The 14,871-nt window shown below is 71.9% G+C and carries 16 protein-coding genes; 7 read left to right on the forward strand and 9 right to left on the reverse strand.

Annotated features, from left to right (window positions below; all coding sequences use genetic code 11):
- Positions 1 to 25: 25 nt before the first annotated feature.
- Together ACZ7OY_RS33050 and ACZ7OY_RS33055 are read left to right on the forward strand one after the other, a co-directional pair.
- Positions 26 to 709, forward strand: a complete 684-nt coding sequence (locus tag ACZ7OY_RS33050; protein ID WP_471914853.1) for a pyridoxamine 5'-phosphate oxidase family protein — start codon at positions 26 to 28, stop codon at positions 707 to 709.
- Positions 709 to 1,341: an FMN-binding negative transcriptional regulator gene (locus ACZ7OY_RS33055; RefSeq protein WP_471914854.1), complete on the forward strand. Its 633-nt coding sequence runs from the start codon at positions 709 to 711 to the stop codon at positions 1,339 to 1,341. Before ACZ7OY_RS33050 ends, ACZ7OY_RS33055 begins: the two co-directional genes overlap by 1 nt.
- Positions 1,342 to 1,391: 50 nt before the next feature.
- On the opposite strand, the gene ACZ7OY_RS33060 is transcribed toward ACZ7OY_RS33055, so the two are convergent.
- The 3 genes from ACZ7OY_RS33060 to ACZ7OY_RS33070 all read right to left on the reverse strand — a co-directional run bounded on the left by ACZ7OY_RS33060 (position 1,392) and on the right by ACZ7OY_RS33070 (position 4,299).
- Positions 1,392 to 2,339: a DMT family transporter gene (locus ACZ7OY_RS33060; protein WP_471914855.1), complete on the reverse strand. Its 948-nt coding sequence runs from the start codon at positions 2,337 to 2,339 to the stop codon at positions 1,392 to 1,394.
- A gap of 193 nt (positions 2,340 to 2,532) precedes the next feature.
- Positions 2,533 to 3,537, reverse strand: coding sequence for an EamA family transporter (locus ACZ7OY_RS33065; protein WP_471914883.1), 1,005 nt, complete (start codon positions 3,535 to 3,537; stop codon positions 2,533 to 2,535).
- 90 nt (positions 3,538 to 3,627) lie between these two features.
- The gene (locus tag ACZ7OY_RS33070) at positions 3,628 to 4,299 is read right to left on the reverse strand and encodes a hypothetical protein (RefSeq protein WP_471914856.1); all 672 of its coding nucleotides are present in this window, start codon (positions 4,297 to 4,299) and stop codon (positions 3,628 to 3,630) included.
- 265 nt (positions 4,300 to 4,564) lie between these two features.
- Between ACZ7OY_RS33070 and ACZ7OY_RS33075 the strand changes: the two genes are divergently transcribed.
- Positions 4,565 to 4,993, forward strand: a complete 429-nt coding sequence (locus ACZ7OY_RS33075; protein ID WP_471914857.1) for a type II toxin-antitoxin system Rv0910 family toxin — start codon at positions 4,565 to 4,567, stop codon at positions 4,991 to 4,993.
- Between the two features lie 132 nt (positions 4,994 to 5,125).
- Here the strand turns inward: ACZ7OY_RS33075 and ACZ7OY_RS33080 are convergent, their stop codons facing one another.
- Positions 5,126 to 5,749, reverse strand: coding sequence for a PadR family transcriptional regulator (locus ACZ7OY_RS33080; RefSeq protein ID WP_471914858.1), 624 nt, complete (start codon positions 5,747 to 5,749; stop codon positions 5,126 to 5,128).
- 196 nt (positions 5,750 to 5,945) lie between these two features.
- Here ACZ7OY_RS33080 and ACZ7OY_RS33085 point away from each other — a divergent pair, with 196 nt between their 5' ends.
- Together ACZ7OY_RS33085 and ACZ7OY_RS33090 are read left to right on the forward strand one after the other, a co-directional pair.
- Positions 5,946 to 6,455, forward strand: coding sequence for a DUF2199 domain-containing protein (locus tag ACZ7OY_RS33085; protein ID WP_471914859.1), 510 nt, complete (start codon positions 5,946 to 5,948; stop codon positions 6,453 to 6,455).
- A gap of 137 nt (positions 6,456 to 6,592) precedes the next feature.
- Positions 6,593 to 7,405, forward strand: coding sequence for a PhzF family phenazine biosynthesis protein (locus ACZ7OY_RS33090; RefSeq protein WP_471914860.1), 813 nt, complete (start codon positions 6,593 to 6,595; stop codon positions 7,403 to 7,405).
- 33 nt (positions 7,406 to 7,438) lie between these two features.
- Here ACZ7OY_RS33090 and ACZ7OY_RS33095 read toward each other — a convergent pair whose 3' ends face one another.
- Both ACZ7OY_RS33095 and ACZ7OY_RS33100 read right to left on the reverse strand, forming a co-directional pair.
- Positions 7,439 to 8,239, reverse strand: a complete 801-nt coding sequence (locus tag ACZ7OY_RS33095; protein ID WP_471914861.1) for a CPBP family intramembrane glutamic endopeptidase — start codon at positions 8,237 to 8,239, stop codon at positions 7,439 to 7,441.
- Between the two features lie 211 nt (positions 8,240 to 8,450).
- Complete coding sequence (locus tag ACZ7OY_RS33100) at positions 8,451 to 9,968, reverse strand: glutamate-cysteine ligase family protein (RefSeq protein ID WP_384729085.1); 1,518 nt, start codon at positions 9,966 to 9,968, stop codon at positions 8,451 to 8,453.
- A 567-nt stretch (positions 9,969 to 10,535) separates the two neighbouring features.
- On the opposite strand from ACZ7OY_RS33100, the gene ACZ7OY_RS33105 reads away from it, so the two are divergent.
- Together ACZ7OY_RS33105 and ACZ7OY_RS33110 are read left to right on the forward strand one after the other, a co-directional pair.
- Entirely contained in the window at positions 10,536 to 11,120 is a 585-nt protein-coding gene (locus tag ACZ7OY_RS33105) for a hypothetical protein (RefSeq protein ID WP_351608461.1), read from the forward strand.
- 278 nt (positions 11,121 to 11,398) lie between these two features.
- Complete coding sequence (locus tag ACZ7OY_RS33110; protein WP_351608496.1) at positions 11,399 to 11,605, forward strand: DUF5999 family protein; 207 nt, start codon at positions 11,399 to 11,401, stop codon at positions 11,603 to 11,605.
- A gap of 184 nt (positions 11,606 to 11,789) precedes the next feature.
- Here ACZ7OY_RS33110 and ACZ7OY_RS33115 read toward each other — a convergent pair whose 3' ends face one another.
- The 3 genes from ACZ7OY_RS33115 to ACZ7OY_RS33125 form a co-directional block, all read right to left on the reverse strand.
- A complete protein-coding gene (locus ACZ7OY_RS33115) occupies positions 11,790 to 12,824 on the reverse strand; it encodes an endo-1,4-beta-xylanase (RefSeq protein ID WP_471914884.1) in 1,035 nt (344 codons plus the stop codon).
- A 223-nt stretch (positions 12,825 to 13,047) separates the two neighbouring features.
- Positions 13,048 to 13,812: a carbohydrate ABC transporter permease gene (locus tag ACZ7OY_RS33120; protein WP_385523898.1), complete on the reverse strand. Its 765-nt coding sequence runs from the start codon at positions 13,810 to 13,812 to the stop codon at positions 13,048 to 13,050.
- A gap of 59 nt (positions 13,813 to 13,871) precedes the next feature.
- The gene (locus ACZ7OY_RS33125; protein WP_471914862.1) at positions 13,872 to 14,870 is read right to left on the reverse strand and encodes a carbohydrate ABC transporter permease; all 999 of its coding nucleotides are present in this window, start codon (positions 14,868 to 14,870) and stop codon (positions 13,872 to 13,874) included.
- Between the last annotated feature and the right edge of the window lies 1 nt (position 14,871).

Genomic DNA, 14,871 nt, shown 5'->3' on the forward strand with positions numbered 1-14,871 from the left:
ATGCACTAGTGCAATGGAGAACGCCATGCAGGGGACCAGGCAGACACCGTCGGAGCCAGCCGCCTATCAGCCGACCGACCGCACGGTCCCCACCCGCTCCCCGGACCGGGCCTCGTACGACCCGGAGGTCGTGCACGCGATACTCGACGAGGGCTACGTCTGCCATCTCGGCTTCGTCCGCGACGGCGCGCCCGTCGTGCTGCCCACGCTCTACGCGCGGGTCGGCGGGCGGCTGTACGTGCACGGCTCGACGGGCTCGCGTCCGCTGCGGATGACCGGGCAGGCCGACCCGGGGCTGCCGGTGTGCCTGACGGTCACCCACGTCGACGCCCTGATCCTGGCCCGCTCGGCGTTCCACCACTCGATCAACTACCGCTCGGTGGTGGTGCACGGCATCGCCCACGACGTGACCGACCCCGAGGAGAAGCGGCAGGCCCTGGACGCCCTCGTCGACCACGTCGTACCGGGCCGCGCGGCCGACTCCCGGCCCGCGAACAAGAAGGAACTGGCCGCCACCGCCGTGATCCGCCTGGACCTCGACGAGGTCTCCGCCAAGCTGCGCACCGGCGGTGTGAACGACGAACCCGAAGACCTCGGCCTGCCCCACTGGGCGGGTGTGGTCCCGCTGCGCAAGGGCTACGACACTCCGCTCGCCGATCCCGCTCTGGCCCCCGGCACCACCGTCCCCGACTACCTGACGGACCTGTGATGCTGATCCACCCCTGGGACGCACCGCGCGACGACGCAGAGTGGCAGGGCTGGCTGGCGGCCCACGACTTCGGGCAGCTCGCGGTGAACGGCCTGCCCGGCGAGCCCCCGCACGTCCAGCCCCTGCACTTCGCCTACGACCCCGGCCGCGGCGAGGCCGTCACCCACCTGGCCCGTCCCAACCCGCTGTGGGAGGCGCTGGAGACGGACCCCGAGGTGGTGCTGAGCGTCGTCGACGACTACGTCTTCGTGCCCGGCCCCTGGCAGGCGGCACCGGACGGCCCCGCCGAGCACGGCACTCCGACGAGCTTCTACGCGGCCGTCCAGCTGCGCTGCACGGCCCATGTCGTGGACGATCCGGCCGGCAAGGCCGAGCTGCTGAACCGGCAGATGGGCCACTTCCAGCCCGAGGGCGGCTCCGCACCGGTGGCGGTCGGCGCGGAGCCGTACGGCCGACGGCTGTCCGGTATCCGCGGGATCCGGCTGGAGGTGACGGGCGTACGCGCGAAGTTCAAGTACGCGGGCCGGCACACCGGCGAGGTCCGGGAGCGGATCGCGGCCCGGCTCGCGGCCCGCGGCGGCCCGGGAGACCCGGCGGCCCTCGCACACCTGCTGCGCAGAGGGACGGACTAACACCCGGGGCCGGCCGGTGAGCGGCCGCTCACCGGCCGGCCCCGCGCCGCTCAGGCCGTGGCCGGTGCCGTGGCGCCCCGGGTCTCCGCCAGGGCCAGCCCGGTGACCGAGCCCAGCATCAGCAGGGTGCCGACGACCGTCGCGGGGGTGAGACGTTCGCCGAGCAGGGCGACCGCGAGAACCGCCGCGCCGACCGGCTCCAGGAGCATGACCACGGAGACCGTCGCGGAGCGCACGACGGCCGCGCCCGCGAAATATAGGGCGTACGCGAGGGCCGTGGGGACGGCCGCGATGTACGCCACCAGCCACAGGGTCCGCAGCGGTTCGGCGGTGTGCGGGACCAGCCCCTGGGCCAGCGCGAACGGAAGCAGGCACAGGCTGGTGACCGCGAACGCGCCCACCGACGTACCGGCCGCGTCCGCTCCGCCGTCGCGCCCCCACCAGCGGGTGAACAGGGTCATCGTGCTGTAGCCGGCGGCCGAGACCAGCGCGAGGAGCACACCCGCCGGACGCACGGTCGTCTCGCCGCCCCAGGACACGAGCACGGCGAGCCCGGCGAGCGCCCCCGCGACGGCGGCGAGCCCGGCCCGGCCGAGCCGCTCCCCCATGGTCAGCCGCGCGCCGAGCGCGATGAGGACCGGACCGGCGCCGAGGGTGACGACCGTGGCGACGGCGAGACCGGTCGCGGAGACGGCCGCGAAGTACGTGGTCTGGAAGACCGCGAGCCCCAGCCCGGTGACCCCGGCGCGCAGCACCTTGGACCGCAGGGGCAGTGCCGCGGCCACGGCGGTGCGGGCGGGCCGCGGGCGCAGCCGGCGGGCGGCGAGCAGCAGGACGAGCCCGACGGCGCAGCGCCAGAAGGACAGCGACACGGCGCCCAGGTCACTGGACCGGTAGACCAGTGAGGCGGCCGCGCCGGCCGTGCCCCAGGCGAAACCGGCGACGATCAGATAGAGCAGGCCTCGCCCGACGGGCAGGCCGGAGACAGCTGTGGACATGCGTTCTCTCCGCAGACGCGCAGCGACACTGCGCGGAAGTTCGGGAAAGGACCCCGGCTCTGCGGGGTCCGCGGACTTCGTCTGCGGGCAGCACCGTCTCGCCCGGCGGCATGCCGGGCGGGATCGACGGAAAGGCCCGCCTCAGGCGGCCGGGGGCGGAAGAACGAGTGCGTCCAAAGGCATGATCCGCACCTTATGCCACCGGTTCGCGGACGGAAAGTTCCCGTTCCGGCAGGCTGCCCGCCACCGGCTCCGCCGCGCCCTTGGCGGGCGTCGACGACTGCGCGATGAACGCGCCGACCAGCACCAGCGCGCCGCCCGCCAACTGTGGGGCGGAGAGGTGCTCGCCGAGCAGCACCCAGGCCAGGACGGTCGCGATGACGGCCTCCAGACAGGCCACGACACCGGCGACCTGCGGGGAGAGGCGGCGCACGGACAGGACGCCGGTGATGTACGCGACCACCGTGGCGACGAGCACGATCCAGGCCAGCAGCACCCAGGCCGCGACCGGGGTGCCGTCCATCCGCGCGGTGTGCGTGAGCACGGACCAGTCCATGGTCCAGGGCCGGGCCACCACGGTCAGCACGGCGGCGCCGCCGAGGAGGCCGTAGGCGATCACGCCGAGCGGGTCGGGGGCGTCCTCCGCGGAGTCGCTGCCCTGGTCGGCCAGGACGAAGTAGCCGACCTGGCAGCAGGCTGCACCGAGCGCGAGCAGCAGTCCGAGGGCGTCGAAGCTCAGCCCCGACCACACCTCGACGACGCAGGCCAGCCCGCCGGCCGCGAGGACCACACCGACCGCCGCGGCGCGGGTCACCGGCCGCCGCTGCACGAACCGCACCCAGCCGAGCACCAGGGCGGGCGCGAGGTACTCGACCAGCAGCGCGACCCCCACGGGTATCCGGGAGAGCGCGGCGAAGTAGCAGGCCTGGACGCCGGCCACGGCGAGCAGCCCGAACCCGGCGAGCAGCGCGGGGCGGCGGCGCACCAGCGCGCGGTGGCGCACCGCCAGCGGCACCATCACCAAAGCCGCTCCGGCGACCCTGAGCCACACCACGTGAAGGGGGTCGAGGCCTGCCTCGATCAGCGGCTTGGCCGCGACCCCGGATCCGCCGAAGGCCAGCGCCGAGGCGATCGCGAGCCCCAGCCCGGCGCCCTTGCCGTGACCGGTCGGACTGCTGTCTGTCATATGCACCGGCACATGATTACAGGCGACGACATGAGCGTCACCCCCCATGGCACCTGTCTCACCGGCTGGACGTGCCCGCGGGCGCCGCCGGGACACCCGCCGTCACCGGCCCTCCTCGGCACCTCCGTGGTTCGTGGCACCCTCGCGGTGCTCCGCGCCGCCGTCGATGCGAGCGGCGATCTCGCGGTGCTCCGCGCCGCCCTCGACGGGGTCGGTGATCTCGCGGTGCTCCGCGCCGGCGTCGATGCGGGCAGTGATCTCGCTCGGGTCGAGCCCGGCGCGGACCAGCACCTCCACGGCCCGCGCCCGGGGGTCGACGAGGATCGCCGCCAGGAGGTCGACGCAGCGGGGCGGCTCGTCGCCGCGCGTACGGGCGCGCGTCCAGGCGTGCGCCACGGCGCCCGCGGCCAGCGGCGAGAGCCCTTCGACCGCCGCCCGCGGCATCACCGGCCGGGGCGGCCCGGAGTCCTCGGCCCCCTCCTGCCAGCGCAGGCCGTAGCCGATGCTGCGCTGGACGAGATAGCCGAGCAGCCGGGCGAGCCGCGGCCCCTCGCCGAAGACGGCGCGTGCCTCGGAGTCGCTCTCCAGCACCGAGTGCAGCAGATGGGCGGTGTCGATGTGGCGGTCCCCGTCCCGCAGGGCCCTGCGCCGGGCACCGGCGACCACCGCCGCGAGCTCGGCACCGAGTCCGGCCTCGCCGTCGGCGCGGATGTCCCGGTCGCCGGCGCGGAGGTCCTGGCCGCCGGTGGACTGACGGGGAATTCGGGGTTGCACAGGTCCCAGCTCATCAGCCCTGACGGATCCGGGCATCCCCGGTGCGAAGCATTTTCGCGTCCCACGCAAAGTGGACGAGGCGGGCCGGAATCTCCTCCCCAGGGATGAGATCACGCCGTTCGCCCCACGACGGCGCGCGCCGCCTTGCCTCGCGCCCCCCGGCGGAGCCCACCTCCACATTTCCTGACGGTTCATCAGTATTGAATGTTCGGGACCCCGGGACTACGTTCCGCGACACCGTAGCCCGACACGAAGAGGTGGTCGCATGGCCGAAGTCAGCGCGGAGGCACGTATCCAGGCCTCCGCGGAGAAGGTGTGGGCACAGCTCACGGACTGGTCCGCCTACGGCGAGTGGAACGCGACCCACACCGGCTTCCCCAAGGGCGGGCCCGAGACGCTCGAAGTGGGCGCCACGTTCCAGGAGAACATGAAGCTGATGGGCTTCCCGGCGGAGGTCGAGTGGACCGTCGAGGAACTGGAGCCGGCCCGTGTCCTCGCCATCCGCGGCAAGGGGCCGATGGCGGTGACCGTCGCCACCCGGTACACGCTCACCCCCGACGGCGACGCCACCACACTCCGCATGGACGGCGAGTTCACGGGCGCCGCCGTCTCGCTGATGGCGGGCAAGCTCAAGGACTCGGCGACGGCGGCGCTCGACGAGTCGCTGCGCAAGCTGTCCGGGCTGGTCACCTGAGGACATCCGCACCCGGGCCCCCGCGGAGCGTTCCGCCGGGCGCCCGGGTCGGCACCCCGCCGCCGGTCCGGCATCAGTCCCGCCGCCGGTCATGCCACCGGTCCTGCGCCAGTCCCGCCACCCGCCCTGTCGTCAGTGCTCGTCGGCGAGGATCAGATAGAGCTTCTTGCGGGCCTCGTTGATCACCGTGAGCGCCTTCTCGCGCTGCTCCTTGCTGCCGGTCTTCCAGACCTGCCCGAAGGCTTCCATCAGTCCGAAGCCGGCCTGGCGGATCTCGCTGAGAGCCTCCCAGTCGACTCCGCGCGAGGCCTCCTCCCAGGGCGCGTCGGCGCCCTCCTCGGCGGCCGCGCGGCCCTGCTCGGTGAGCGCGAACAGCTTCTTGCCGCCCTCGGTCTCACTGACGATCAGGCCTTCGTCCTCCAGCAGCTGGAGGGTCGGGTACACCGAGCCGGGGCTGGGCTTCCACGCCCCGCCGCTGCGCTCGGCGATCTCCTGGATCATCTCGTAGCCGTGCATGGGCCGGTCCTTGAGCAGGGCCAGGATGGACGCCCGTACGTCACCTCGCCGGGCCCTCCCCCTGGGCCCGCCGCGCCCTCGCCCACCCCAGGGCCCGCCGCCCGGCCCGAAGCCGGGGCCGAAGCCCGGCCCACCGGGGCCGAACGGCCCGAAAGCCGCGCGCCGCCCCTCGAAACCGCCCCGGCCACGCCAGGAGGGGTCGTCCTGTCGATGTCCACGCTCGAATCCATGGGAACGCATCGCCATCACTCCATCCAGTCGTTGATCTGTCGCGATGCCTCAACGATATATCGGAATACTGTTACCGACAAGCCCCCCTTCGCCATGGGACTGCTGTCGTGCCGTGGAACTGCCGCTCACCCTGGGACAGTTGCCGCGCCCTGGGACTGTTGTGCACTGTGCGGCTGTCGGTGCGCCACGGCGCTAGGCTCCCGCCATGTCGATCACCGCCGGATTCACGTGCTCCTGCTGCGGCGAGCACCAGACCGAATCCCCCCTGAGCTACTCGGCCACGGCCCCCGACGTCTGGGGCCCCGCCTTCGAGACCGATCCCGACTCCCTGCTGACGTCCGACCGGTGCGTGATCCGGGGGCTGCACTTCTTCGTCAAGGGTCTGATCGAGATACCGGTGATCGGCAGCGGCCACGTCTTCACCTGGGGCGTCTGGGTCTCGCTGAGCAGGGAGAACTTCAACCGCGCCGTGGAGGTGTGGAACACCCCGGGCCGCGAGGCCGAGCGGCCCTACTTCGGCTGGCTCAGCACCGAGCTCGCGCTCTACCCCGAGAGCACCACCGACCTCAAGACGAACGCCCACACCCGGCCGGTCGGCCGGCACCACGTCATCGAGCTGGAGCCCACCGACCACCCGCTCGCCGTCGAACAGCGCAACGGGATCACCCGGGACCGGGTGCGCGAGATCGCCACGGCCGTGCTGCATCCGGCCTGAACGACCACGGCGGAAGGCGTCGCCCCGTCGCGCACCAGCCGCCCCGCACCGGTCCAGACGGTCCAGACGGTCCAGTCGGTCCACTCGGTCCGGATTGGCCTTGGCCGCGGGGCCATGCGGCCAACTACCGTCGCGGCATGCGTATTCGTATCGTCGACGCCTTCGCCGACCGCCCCTTCGCCGGCAACCCGGCCGGCGTGCTGATCCTCGACTCCTTCCCGGACGACGGACGCCTCCAGAACGTGGCGATGGAGGTCAACCACGCGGAGACCGCCTTCGCCCACCCCCTGCCGCCGGGAGGCGAGGCGGACTGGGCGCTGCGCTGGTTCACCCCGGTCACCGAGGTCGACCTGTGCGGCCACGCCACACTGGCCACGGCCCACGTCCTGCACACCACGGGCGCCCACACCGGCCCGGTACGGTTCGCCACCCGTAGCGGCGTCCTCGTCGCCACGCCCGCCGAGGACGGTTCGTTCACCCTGGACTTCCCGACCGCGCCGCTCACCGCGGTCGCCCTGCCGGACGGCGTCGCGCAGGCGCTCGGCGCCGAGCCGCTCACCGCCTTCGACACCGGCCCGAACATCGGGGACCTGCTGGTCGAACTCCCCGACGAGAAGACCGTGCACGCCCTGCGGCCGGACCACAAGGCGCTCGGCGCCCACTCCCGCCGCGGGATCATCGCCACCGCCCGCGCCGAGAACCCCGCCCTGGGCTACGACTACGTCTCCCGCTGCTTCTTCCCGAACGTCGGCATCGACGAGGACCCGGTCACCGGCAGCGCCCACACCGCGCTGGCGCCGTACTGGTCCGAGCGCCTCGGCCGGGCGGCGCTCACCGGCCTCCAGGCCTCGCCCCGCACCGGCCGGGTCCGTACCGAGGTACGCGGCGAGCGCACCCTGCTCGGCGGCCGCGCGGTCACCGTCATCGAGGGCGAGCTGCTCGCCTGGTGAGTCCGGTGGGACCGGGGTGGCCCGGGTGGCCGCTCAGGCCGTCGGCAGCCACCCCACCTTGCCCGCCAGCAGGGCGTAGCCGACGAACGCCCCGATGTCGAGCAGGGAGTGCGCCACCACCAGCGGACCCACCCGGCCCCAGCGACGGTAGAGCCAGACGAACACCACGCCCATCACCATGTTGCCGATGAACCCGCCGATGCCCTGGTAGAGGTGGTACGAGCCGCGCAGTACGGCGCTGGCCACCAGCGCGCTGCCCGGGGTCCAGCCCAACTGCCCCAGCCGGCGCAGCAGATAGCCGACGACGATGACCTCTTCCAGGATCGCGTTCTGCATCGCCGAGAGGATCAGTACCGGAAACTTCCACCACACGTCGGGCAGCGCCTCCGGCACCACGGTGAGGTTGAAGCCGAGACCGCGCGCCGCCAGATAGAAGGCGATCCCGGCGCTGCCGATCACCGCCGCGACGCCCGCGCCGCGGCCCAGGTCGGGCCAGGGCCGGGTGCGGTCGAAGCCGAGGGTGCGCAGCCGCTCGCCCTCACGCAGCAGCAAGTGGGCGACAAGGGCGACCGGCACCAGGGCCGAGGCGATCCCGAAGAGCTGCCAGGCGAGGTCCAGCCAGGGCCGGCCCGGCGCGGCCGAGGCGTTGAGGGTGGCGGCCTGGTCCTTCAGTCCCCCCGGTTTGGTGACCGAGCCGACGAAGCTGATCAGCGCGGCCAGCGCGCTCGCGCCGAGCGACACCGCCAGCACGAGCAGCGTCTCGTCGCGGAGTGTCCGCCGCGAGGGCCGCTCCGACGGATGTGCCTCGGCCACCGAGCCTGCCTCCACCTGCACCCCTGCCTCCTGTCGACGGTCGTCACAGCTTGCCCGATCGGCATGGAGAGGTCGCGGCCGACCCCCCGCGCGGGCGCCCGGGGCGCCCGTCGACACGGGGTCCGGCCCAGGTGCGCGGGGCTCGGCGCACTGATACGGGCCCGGACCACGCGTACGCGGCGCGGGCCCGAAGGCGGATGACGGATGGCCGACGGCGGAGCCGCCCGGCCCGTCAGCCCAGCGGCACCGGCTCCGGCAGCCCCACCGGCCAGCTGTGCACCGGTTCGCCCAGCAGGGTCAGCTCGCGATACCGCCGGGTGGTCGCGGCGAGCGCGGCCTCCCGGGACAGTCCCGTCTCCAGGGCCCGGTGGAAGGTGGCGGCCTGCCAGGAGGCTCCGTTGGTCCGCCGCCGGCAGCGCTCCTCGATCACCCCGAGGTACAGATCCCGGTCGGCGGGATCGACACCCCACGCGTCGAGACCGGCCTCGGCCAGCGGCAGCAGCTCGTCGCGTACGAGGCCGACGGCGTCGACCTGCGTCGTACCGCCCAGCCGGCCGCGCCGCGGCCATTCGAGGCGGGCGTCGATGCCGTACCGGCACGCGGCGTCGAAGTTGGCGGCGGCCGCCTCGAACGGCAGCCGGGTCCACACCGGCCGCGAGTCCTCGGCCAGCGCGCGCACGACACCGTAGTAGAAGGCCGCGTTGGCCAGGACGTCCGTGACGGTGGGACCGGCCGGCAGCACCCGGTTCTCCACCCGCAGATGCGGGAAGCCGTCGGCGATGCCGTAGACGGGACGGTTCCAGCGGTACACCGTGCCGTTGTGCAGGACGAGTTCGCCCAGCTTCGGGATGCCGCCCGCGTCCATGACGTCGAGCGGGTCCTCGTCGGCGCAGATGGGCAGCAGCGCCGGGAAGTAGCGCAGGTTCTCCTCGAACAGGTCGAACGCCGAGGAGATCCACCGCTCGCCGAACCAGGTCCGCGGCCGCACCCCCTGCGCCTGCAACTCGGGCGGACGGGTGTCGGTGGACTGCAGGAACAGCGGGGGCCTCGACTCCCGCCACAGCTCACGGCCGAACAGGAAGGGCGAGTTGGCGCCCACGGCGATCTGCGCGGCGGCGACCGCCTGCGCGGCGTTCCACACGTCGGCGAACCGGCCCGGGGTCACCTGGAGGTGCAGTTGCACGGAGGTGCAGGCGGCCTCGGGGACGATCGACTTGGATGTGCAGGTCAGTCGCTCGACGCCCTCGATGTCGAGCGCGAAGTCCTCGCCCCGGGCGGCCACGATCTGGTCGTTGAGCAAGGTGTAGCGGTCGACGGCGGAAAGGTTGGAGGACACCAGGTCGTCCCGGTCGAGGGTCGGCAGAATACCGATCATCACGATTCCGGCGTCGAGCTCGCCCGCTTTCCGGTCGGCATATGCCAGTGACGTACGGAGTTCCTCGGCGAGCCGGTCGAATACCCGCCCGCCCAGCCGGTGTGGGGCGATGTTGACTTCCAGATTGAACATGGCGAGTTCTGTTTGGAAATCGCGGCTCGCGATGCGTTCGAGCACCTGCGCATTGAGCATTCTCGGCATGCCGTCGGCACCGAGAAGATTCAGTTCGATCTCCAGCCCCATGAGGTTCTTCGGGCGATCGAACCGCTTCTCCGCCAGAAGCCGCTCCAGCCCCGCCAGACACCGCCGGAGCTTGTCGCGGTAGCGCTGGCGATCGGACAGATCGAACCGACCTGCCACGACCTTCTCCCCCATGGAAGGGTCCCTCCTTGTCGGGCGACTCGCTGGTTCCGGGCCGCCGGTGTCCGGGGTCAGGTGGGATGATGCCCAACGAAGGCGATCGATAACGCCCCCACTGGGCCGGACAGCCGCTACATTGGTCGGACGTGACCGGCGGCACATTCACGGGGCATAAAACGGCGTGCACTTTCGGGTACCCCGCGCTCCTCGTGAAAAACGCCGACGACAATTGGCCGACCGCCGAGTCGACAAAAGCCGAGGTCACCGCCTCGCGGCAGGTTCGGAATCGGGATGATTACCGCGTACCGCCGACTGAATGAACCCTTGCCGAAACCGCCGGAAACGGCTAGACGAATCACAGGATGAACACTCGTCGTATAAACTTCGCGAACAAGGCGGAGAAGGTTGGCGCCCACGGTCGAAGGAACCTGTCGTCGAGGTGACGAACGGCAGGCACACCCACACCCCCGGTTCACAGACCCCGGCCCCTGCCTCTCCGACCCTCGAGAGCTGACAGCGCCGTCCGCCCCGCACCGCCCCGCCCTCGTGCCACCATGCCTGTCGAATGAGAGGCGACCCACCATGCCGCTGCATGTGCCCCCGGCTCCCGCGCCTGCCCTCCGCTCCGTCCTCACGGCACTCGGTTCCCCCACCGCCGTCCACGAAGCGCAGACCCCCTCCCTGCGCGCGGCCCAGGGACCCGCGACCCCCGAACTCCCGCTGCCCGTGCATGTACTGGACCGGATCACTCCCGAAGGCATGTCCGGGACGAGGCTGGCCGGCTGGCGGTTCCTGATCCGCTGCGGCGACCGCGCGGTGGCCGCAGCCGAGACCAGGCTCACCCCTGACGGCTGGGCCTTCTCGCACTTCTTCGAGGGTCCCTACATCGCCTCCACCGAACGGGCGCTGCGCCAGGCCGAATCGGTGCAGCAGCCCTACCAGGCACGCCTGTTGTCCGTGCCCGGCCTGTACATGCTCACCCTGTGGCTGCACGGCGACTGCGCCGCGGACGGCGCCGAGGGCCACCCCGCCGCCACCGACCTGCTGGTTCCGCTGGCCCCCGCCCCGCCCGGCATCGCGGCCCATCGCCCGCACCGGGTCGCGGAGCTGCTCCCGGTGCTGACCCACCGGGCGACACCGGCACCGCTGCTGAGTCAGCCGGTCTGACCCCCGGGATCCGCCTCTCGTACCCCGCTGCCGGCACCCCTTTCCGGCAGCGGGGTACGCATGTCCGCACAGTGACTAGCCCTGCCTGACCACAGTGAACCCCCCGAAGGGACCACTCGGTTGGAATGAACCGTCTGCCCGAGCGATGCGTCATGAACCTGTGAGAAGCGGTGCACCGAAATCCCTGCGGATTGACGCCCGTAGGGCAACACTGGGTTCCGACCGACTTATCGTCACGGGGGACGGACATGACCACGACAGAGACAGAGATCCCACCCATGTGCCAGCACCAGCCACCGTGCCCGACAGCCGACTCCGCCGACCGGGAATCCGCCCGCCTGATGGCGCACCACCCGGAGCAGGGGTGGAGCCTGCTGTGCAACGGCGTCCTCCTCTTCGAGGACACCGGTGAGCTCCTGCCCGACGGCCAGATCATCGCCCCGCACCGCCCGCTGGAGTCGGGCCGGGTCGTGACGGCCGCCTAGGGCCGACAGGAAACACACCCCGGCGGCACCGCGCGACGCCGGAGGGACATGAGGGGCCGGACCGCGGACTTACTGCGAACCGGCCCCGACGCATGTCCGGGGGTGTTCACTCACCGTAGTGACCTGGAGGCGGAACCGCCAACGGCTGCCCGCCCCGGCGCTGTTCCCGGGCGTCCGGGCCGCGTCATGCCAAGGCGTCCCGCAGTGCGAAGTACGCGGGCTTGGGCCGGAGTTGCTCGTCCCACGGCAGCGCGGCGCCCTGCCCCTCGAAGAACGCCGGGATCCAGGAGTACTTGTCGGTCCAGTCCCAGACCGTGATGCCCACGCACCGGCGCACCGCCAGGCACGCCCGGGTCATGTCCCGGTACCAGTCCGCCTGTTCGGCCAGCTTCTCCTCGGTGGCGGGCAGCAGCATCCGTACGTCGACCTCGGTCAGCGCGGTGTCCAGACCGAGCCGGGAGAACCGGCGCAGATTCTCCTCCAGGGTGGCCGGATAGCCGTACTGGAGGGCGAGATGCGCCTGGAGGCCGATGCCGTCGAGCGGTACTCCCTGTGCCTTCAGTTCCCGGGCCAGCCGGTAGTAGGCGTCGCTCTTCGGGCCGGTCGCCTCGATGTTGTAGTCGTTGAGGTAGAGCTTGGCGTGCGGATCGGCCTGGTGGGCCCAGCGCAGCGCGTCGGCGATGTAGCCGGGACCGAGCGTCTTGTAGAAGACCGTCTCGCGGTAGGTGCCGTCCTCGTTGAACGCCTCGTTGACGACGTCCCAGGAGTAGACCTTGCCCCGGTAGTGACGGGCCTCGGTGAGGATGTGGTTCTTCAGCACGGCCCGCAGGTCGTCGGCGGTCCACGTCCGCCCGGTGAGCCAGTCGGGCAACTGGCTGTGCCAGACCAGGGTGTGGGCACGGACCTTCTGGTGGTGGGCGCGGGCGAGGTTCACGATCTGGTCGCCTGCGGTCCAGTCGAAGACGCCCTGCCGGGGCTCGGTGGCGTACCACTTCATGCCGTTGCCCGGGGTGATCATGTCGAACTCGCTGCCGAGGAGCGCGGTGTAGGCGGTGTCGGTGAGTTCGGGGTTGTCGGTGGCGCTGCCGAAGTAGCGGCCGTGGCGCCGGGCGAGGTCGGCGAGGGTGGACTGCCCCGCGGGCCGGCCGCCGCGGTCCCCGCCGTGCCGTTCGCCGGCCTGGGCGGCCGGGCCGGCGACTACACCCGCCGCCACCAGCATCGCGGCGAGGACACCGGCGAGTCTGAGGCGGGCGCGGGACGGACGGATGCCGGGTAGGGCACTCGTGGTGCTCACTGATCCGGTGGTACTCACTGGTCCGGTGCTGGTCACTGATCCGGTGGTGCGCATGGTGCGACTCCTCACGGTCGTGGACGGGGTCCCCCCGGCTCGGCCGGAGTCCGGGAGCCGGGGGCAGAGTGAGCCGTACGTCCGCGGGCGCGGGTCATCCCTTCGTCGCGCCGGCGGTGAGGCCGCCGACGAGCTGGCGCTCGGCGACGGAGTAGAAGGCCAGGGCGGGCACCATGGCCAGGACGAGGTAGGCGAAGACGCGGGCGTACTCCGCCGAGTACTGGCCCTGGAACTGCTGTACGCCGATGGGCAGGGTCCACCAGGTGCCGTCGGTGAACACCAGCAGCGGCAGGAAGAAGTTGTTCCAGCTGGTGACCACGGCCAGGACCGAGACCGTGCCCAGCGCCGGCCGCGCCATGGGCAGCAGGATCCGCCAGAGGAAGCCGAAGGAGCTGCATCCGTCGAGGGTGGCCGCCTCCTCCAGCTCGCCGGGGATCTGCCGGAAGAAGCCGCGCAGGATGATGATCGTCATCGGCAGTCCGTAGGCGGCCTGCGGCAGGATCACCCCGAGCGGGTTGTCCAGCAGATCCATCGAGCGCAGCAGCAGGAACAGCGGCAGGGCGGCCACCGCGAAGGGGAACATCAGCCCCAGGGTGAAGAGGGTGAACAGCGTCTCCCGCCCGCGGAAGGCGAACCGGGCGAAGGAGAAGGCCGCGAGCGCGGACACCGCGACCACCAGCACGGTCGTCGCCACCGCGATCAGTGTGCTGTTGCCGAGCAGCCGCCAGAAGTCGCCGGAGCGCAGGATGTCGGTGTAGTTGCCGGTCAGCCACCGCTCGGGCAGCCCGAACGGGTTGCGGGAGAGCTCGTCGGTGGACTTGAAGCCGGACAGGGCGGCGTACACCAGGGGTACGACCATGACCGCGCCGACGACCAGGAGGACCAGGTGCAGCGGCAGGGTGCGCAGGGTCTTGCGGGTCACTGGCCGTTCCCCCTCATCGTCGTGGTGGCGCCTTCCAGGTCGCGGCGGAGCACGAACCGCTGGTAGGCGAGGGCGAAGACGAGGCAGATGCCGAACATGACCACGCTGATCGCGCTGGCGTAGCCGACCTGGTAGCGCTTGAAGCCGTACTGGAACATGGTCACGGCCATCGTCTCGGAGTGGTGGTCGGGACCGCCCTGGGTGACCACCCACACCAGGTCGAACAGCTGGATCGCCCCGATGACGGACAGGAAGACGCTGATGCGCAGGGTGGGGGCCAGCAGCGGCAGGGTGACGTTGCGGAAACGCTGCCAGGGCCCGGCGCCGTCGATCAGCGCCGCCTCCGTCAACTCGGCCGGGACGGCCTGGAGTCCGGCCAGGTAGAGCATCATGTGGAAGCCGAAGTACTTCCAGGTCATGACCAGGAAGAGGGTGGCCAGGACCCAGGAGGGGTCGGCGAACCACTCGCCGCCCAGACCGTCGAGGCCGACGGCGCCCAGGACGTGGTCGGCGAGTCCGTCGTCCGGCGCGAAGACCATGCTGAACAGCACGCCGGTGATGGCCTCGGACAGGACGTACGGCGCGAAGAACAGCATCCGGTAGACGGCCCGGCCGCGCAGCCGCTGGTCGAGCAGCACGGCCATGGCGAGCGCGAAGGGCAGCTGGATCAGCAGCGACAGGACGACCAGGAGCAGACAGCGCCACAGGTCGCCCAGGAATACCGGATCCTGGAAGAGGCGGGTGAAGTTGTCCGCGCCCGCGTAGTCGGAGGGCATCCCGAAGCCGCCCCAGCGGAAGAAGGCGGCGTACAGCGCGAACAGCATCGGCAGCAGGACCATGCCGATGAACAGCACCAGCGCGGGGATCTGGAAGCCGACGGCGGTGAGCCAGTTCAGCAGGCGGCGCCGGGCCCGCCCCCGGGCCGCGGACGCGGCCGGGGGCGGGAGGGCGAGGTCCGGGCCCGACCGCCGGTCCGGAAGGAAGGTCGAGGTCATC

The sequence above is a fragment of the Streptomyces sp. NPDC107559 genome (genome assembly GCF_055657365.1).

What these genes read in the sequence shown, in the direction of transcription:
- ACZ7OY_RS33050 (WP_471914853.1), top strand. Translation starts at nt 26, where the DNA reads ATGCAGGGGACCAGGCAGACACCGTCGGAGCCAGCCGCCTATCAGCCG.
- ACZ7OY_RS33055 (WP_471914854.1), top strand. Translation starts at nt 709, where the DNA reads ATGCTGATCCACCCCTGGGACGCACCGCGCGACGACGCAGAGTGGCAG.
- ACZ7OY_RS33060 (WP_471914855.1), bottom strand. Translation starts at nt 2,339, where the DNA reads ATGTCCACAGCTGTCTCCGGCCTGCCCGTCGGGCGAGGCCTGCTCTAT.
- ACZ7OY_RS33075 (WP_471914857.1), top strand. Translation starts at nt 4,565, where the DNA reads ATGGCCGAAGTCAGCGCGGAGGCACGTATCCAGGCCTCCGCGGAGAAG.
- ACZ7OY_RS33080 (WP_471914858.1), bottom strand. Translation starts at nt 5,749, where the DNA reads ATGCGTTCCCATGGATTCGAGCGTGGACATCGACAGGACGACCCCTCC.
- ACZ7OY_RS33085 (WP_471914859.1), top strand. Translation starts at nt 5,946, where the DNA reads ATGTCGATCACCGCCGGATTCACGTGCTCCTGCTGCGGCGAGCACCAG.
- ACZ7OY_RS33090 (WP_471914860.1), top strand. Translation starts at nt 6,593, where the DNA reads ATGCGTATTCGTATCGTCGACGCCTTCGCCGACCGCCCCTTCGCCGGC.
- ACZ7OY_RS33100 (WP_384729085.1), bottom strand. Translation starts at nt 9,968, where the DNA reads ATGGGGGAGAAGGTCGTGGCAGGTCGGTTCGATCTGTCCGATCGCCAG.
- ACZ7OY_RS33105 (WP_351608461.1), top strand. Translation starts at nt 10,536, where the DNA reads ATGCCGCTGCATGTGCCCCCGGCTCCCGCGCCTGCCCTCCGCTCCGTC.
- ACZ7OY_RS33110 (WP_351608496.1), top strand. Translation starts at nt 11,399, where the DNA reads ATGTGCCAGCACCAGCCACCGTGCCCGACAGCCGACTCCGCCGACCGG.
- ACZ7OY_RS33115 (WP_471914884.1), bottom strand. Translation starts at nt 12,824, where the DNA reads ATGCTGGTGGCGGCGGGTGTAGTCGCCGGCCCGGCCGCCCAGGCCGGC.
- ACZ7OY_RS33120 (WP_385523898.1), bottom strand. Translation starts at nt 13,812, where the DNA reads ATGGTCGTACCCCTGGTGTACGCCGCCCTGTCCGGCTTCAAGTCCACC.
- ACZ7OY_RS33125 (WP_471914862.1), bottom strand. Translation starts at nt 14,870, where the DNA reads ATGACCTCGACCTTCCTTCCGGACCGGCGGTCGGGCCCGGACCTCGCC.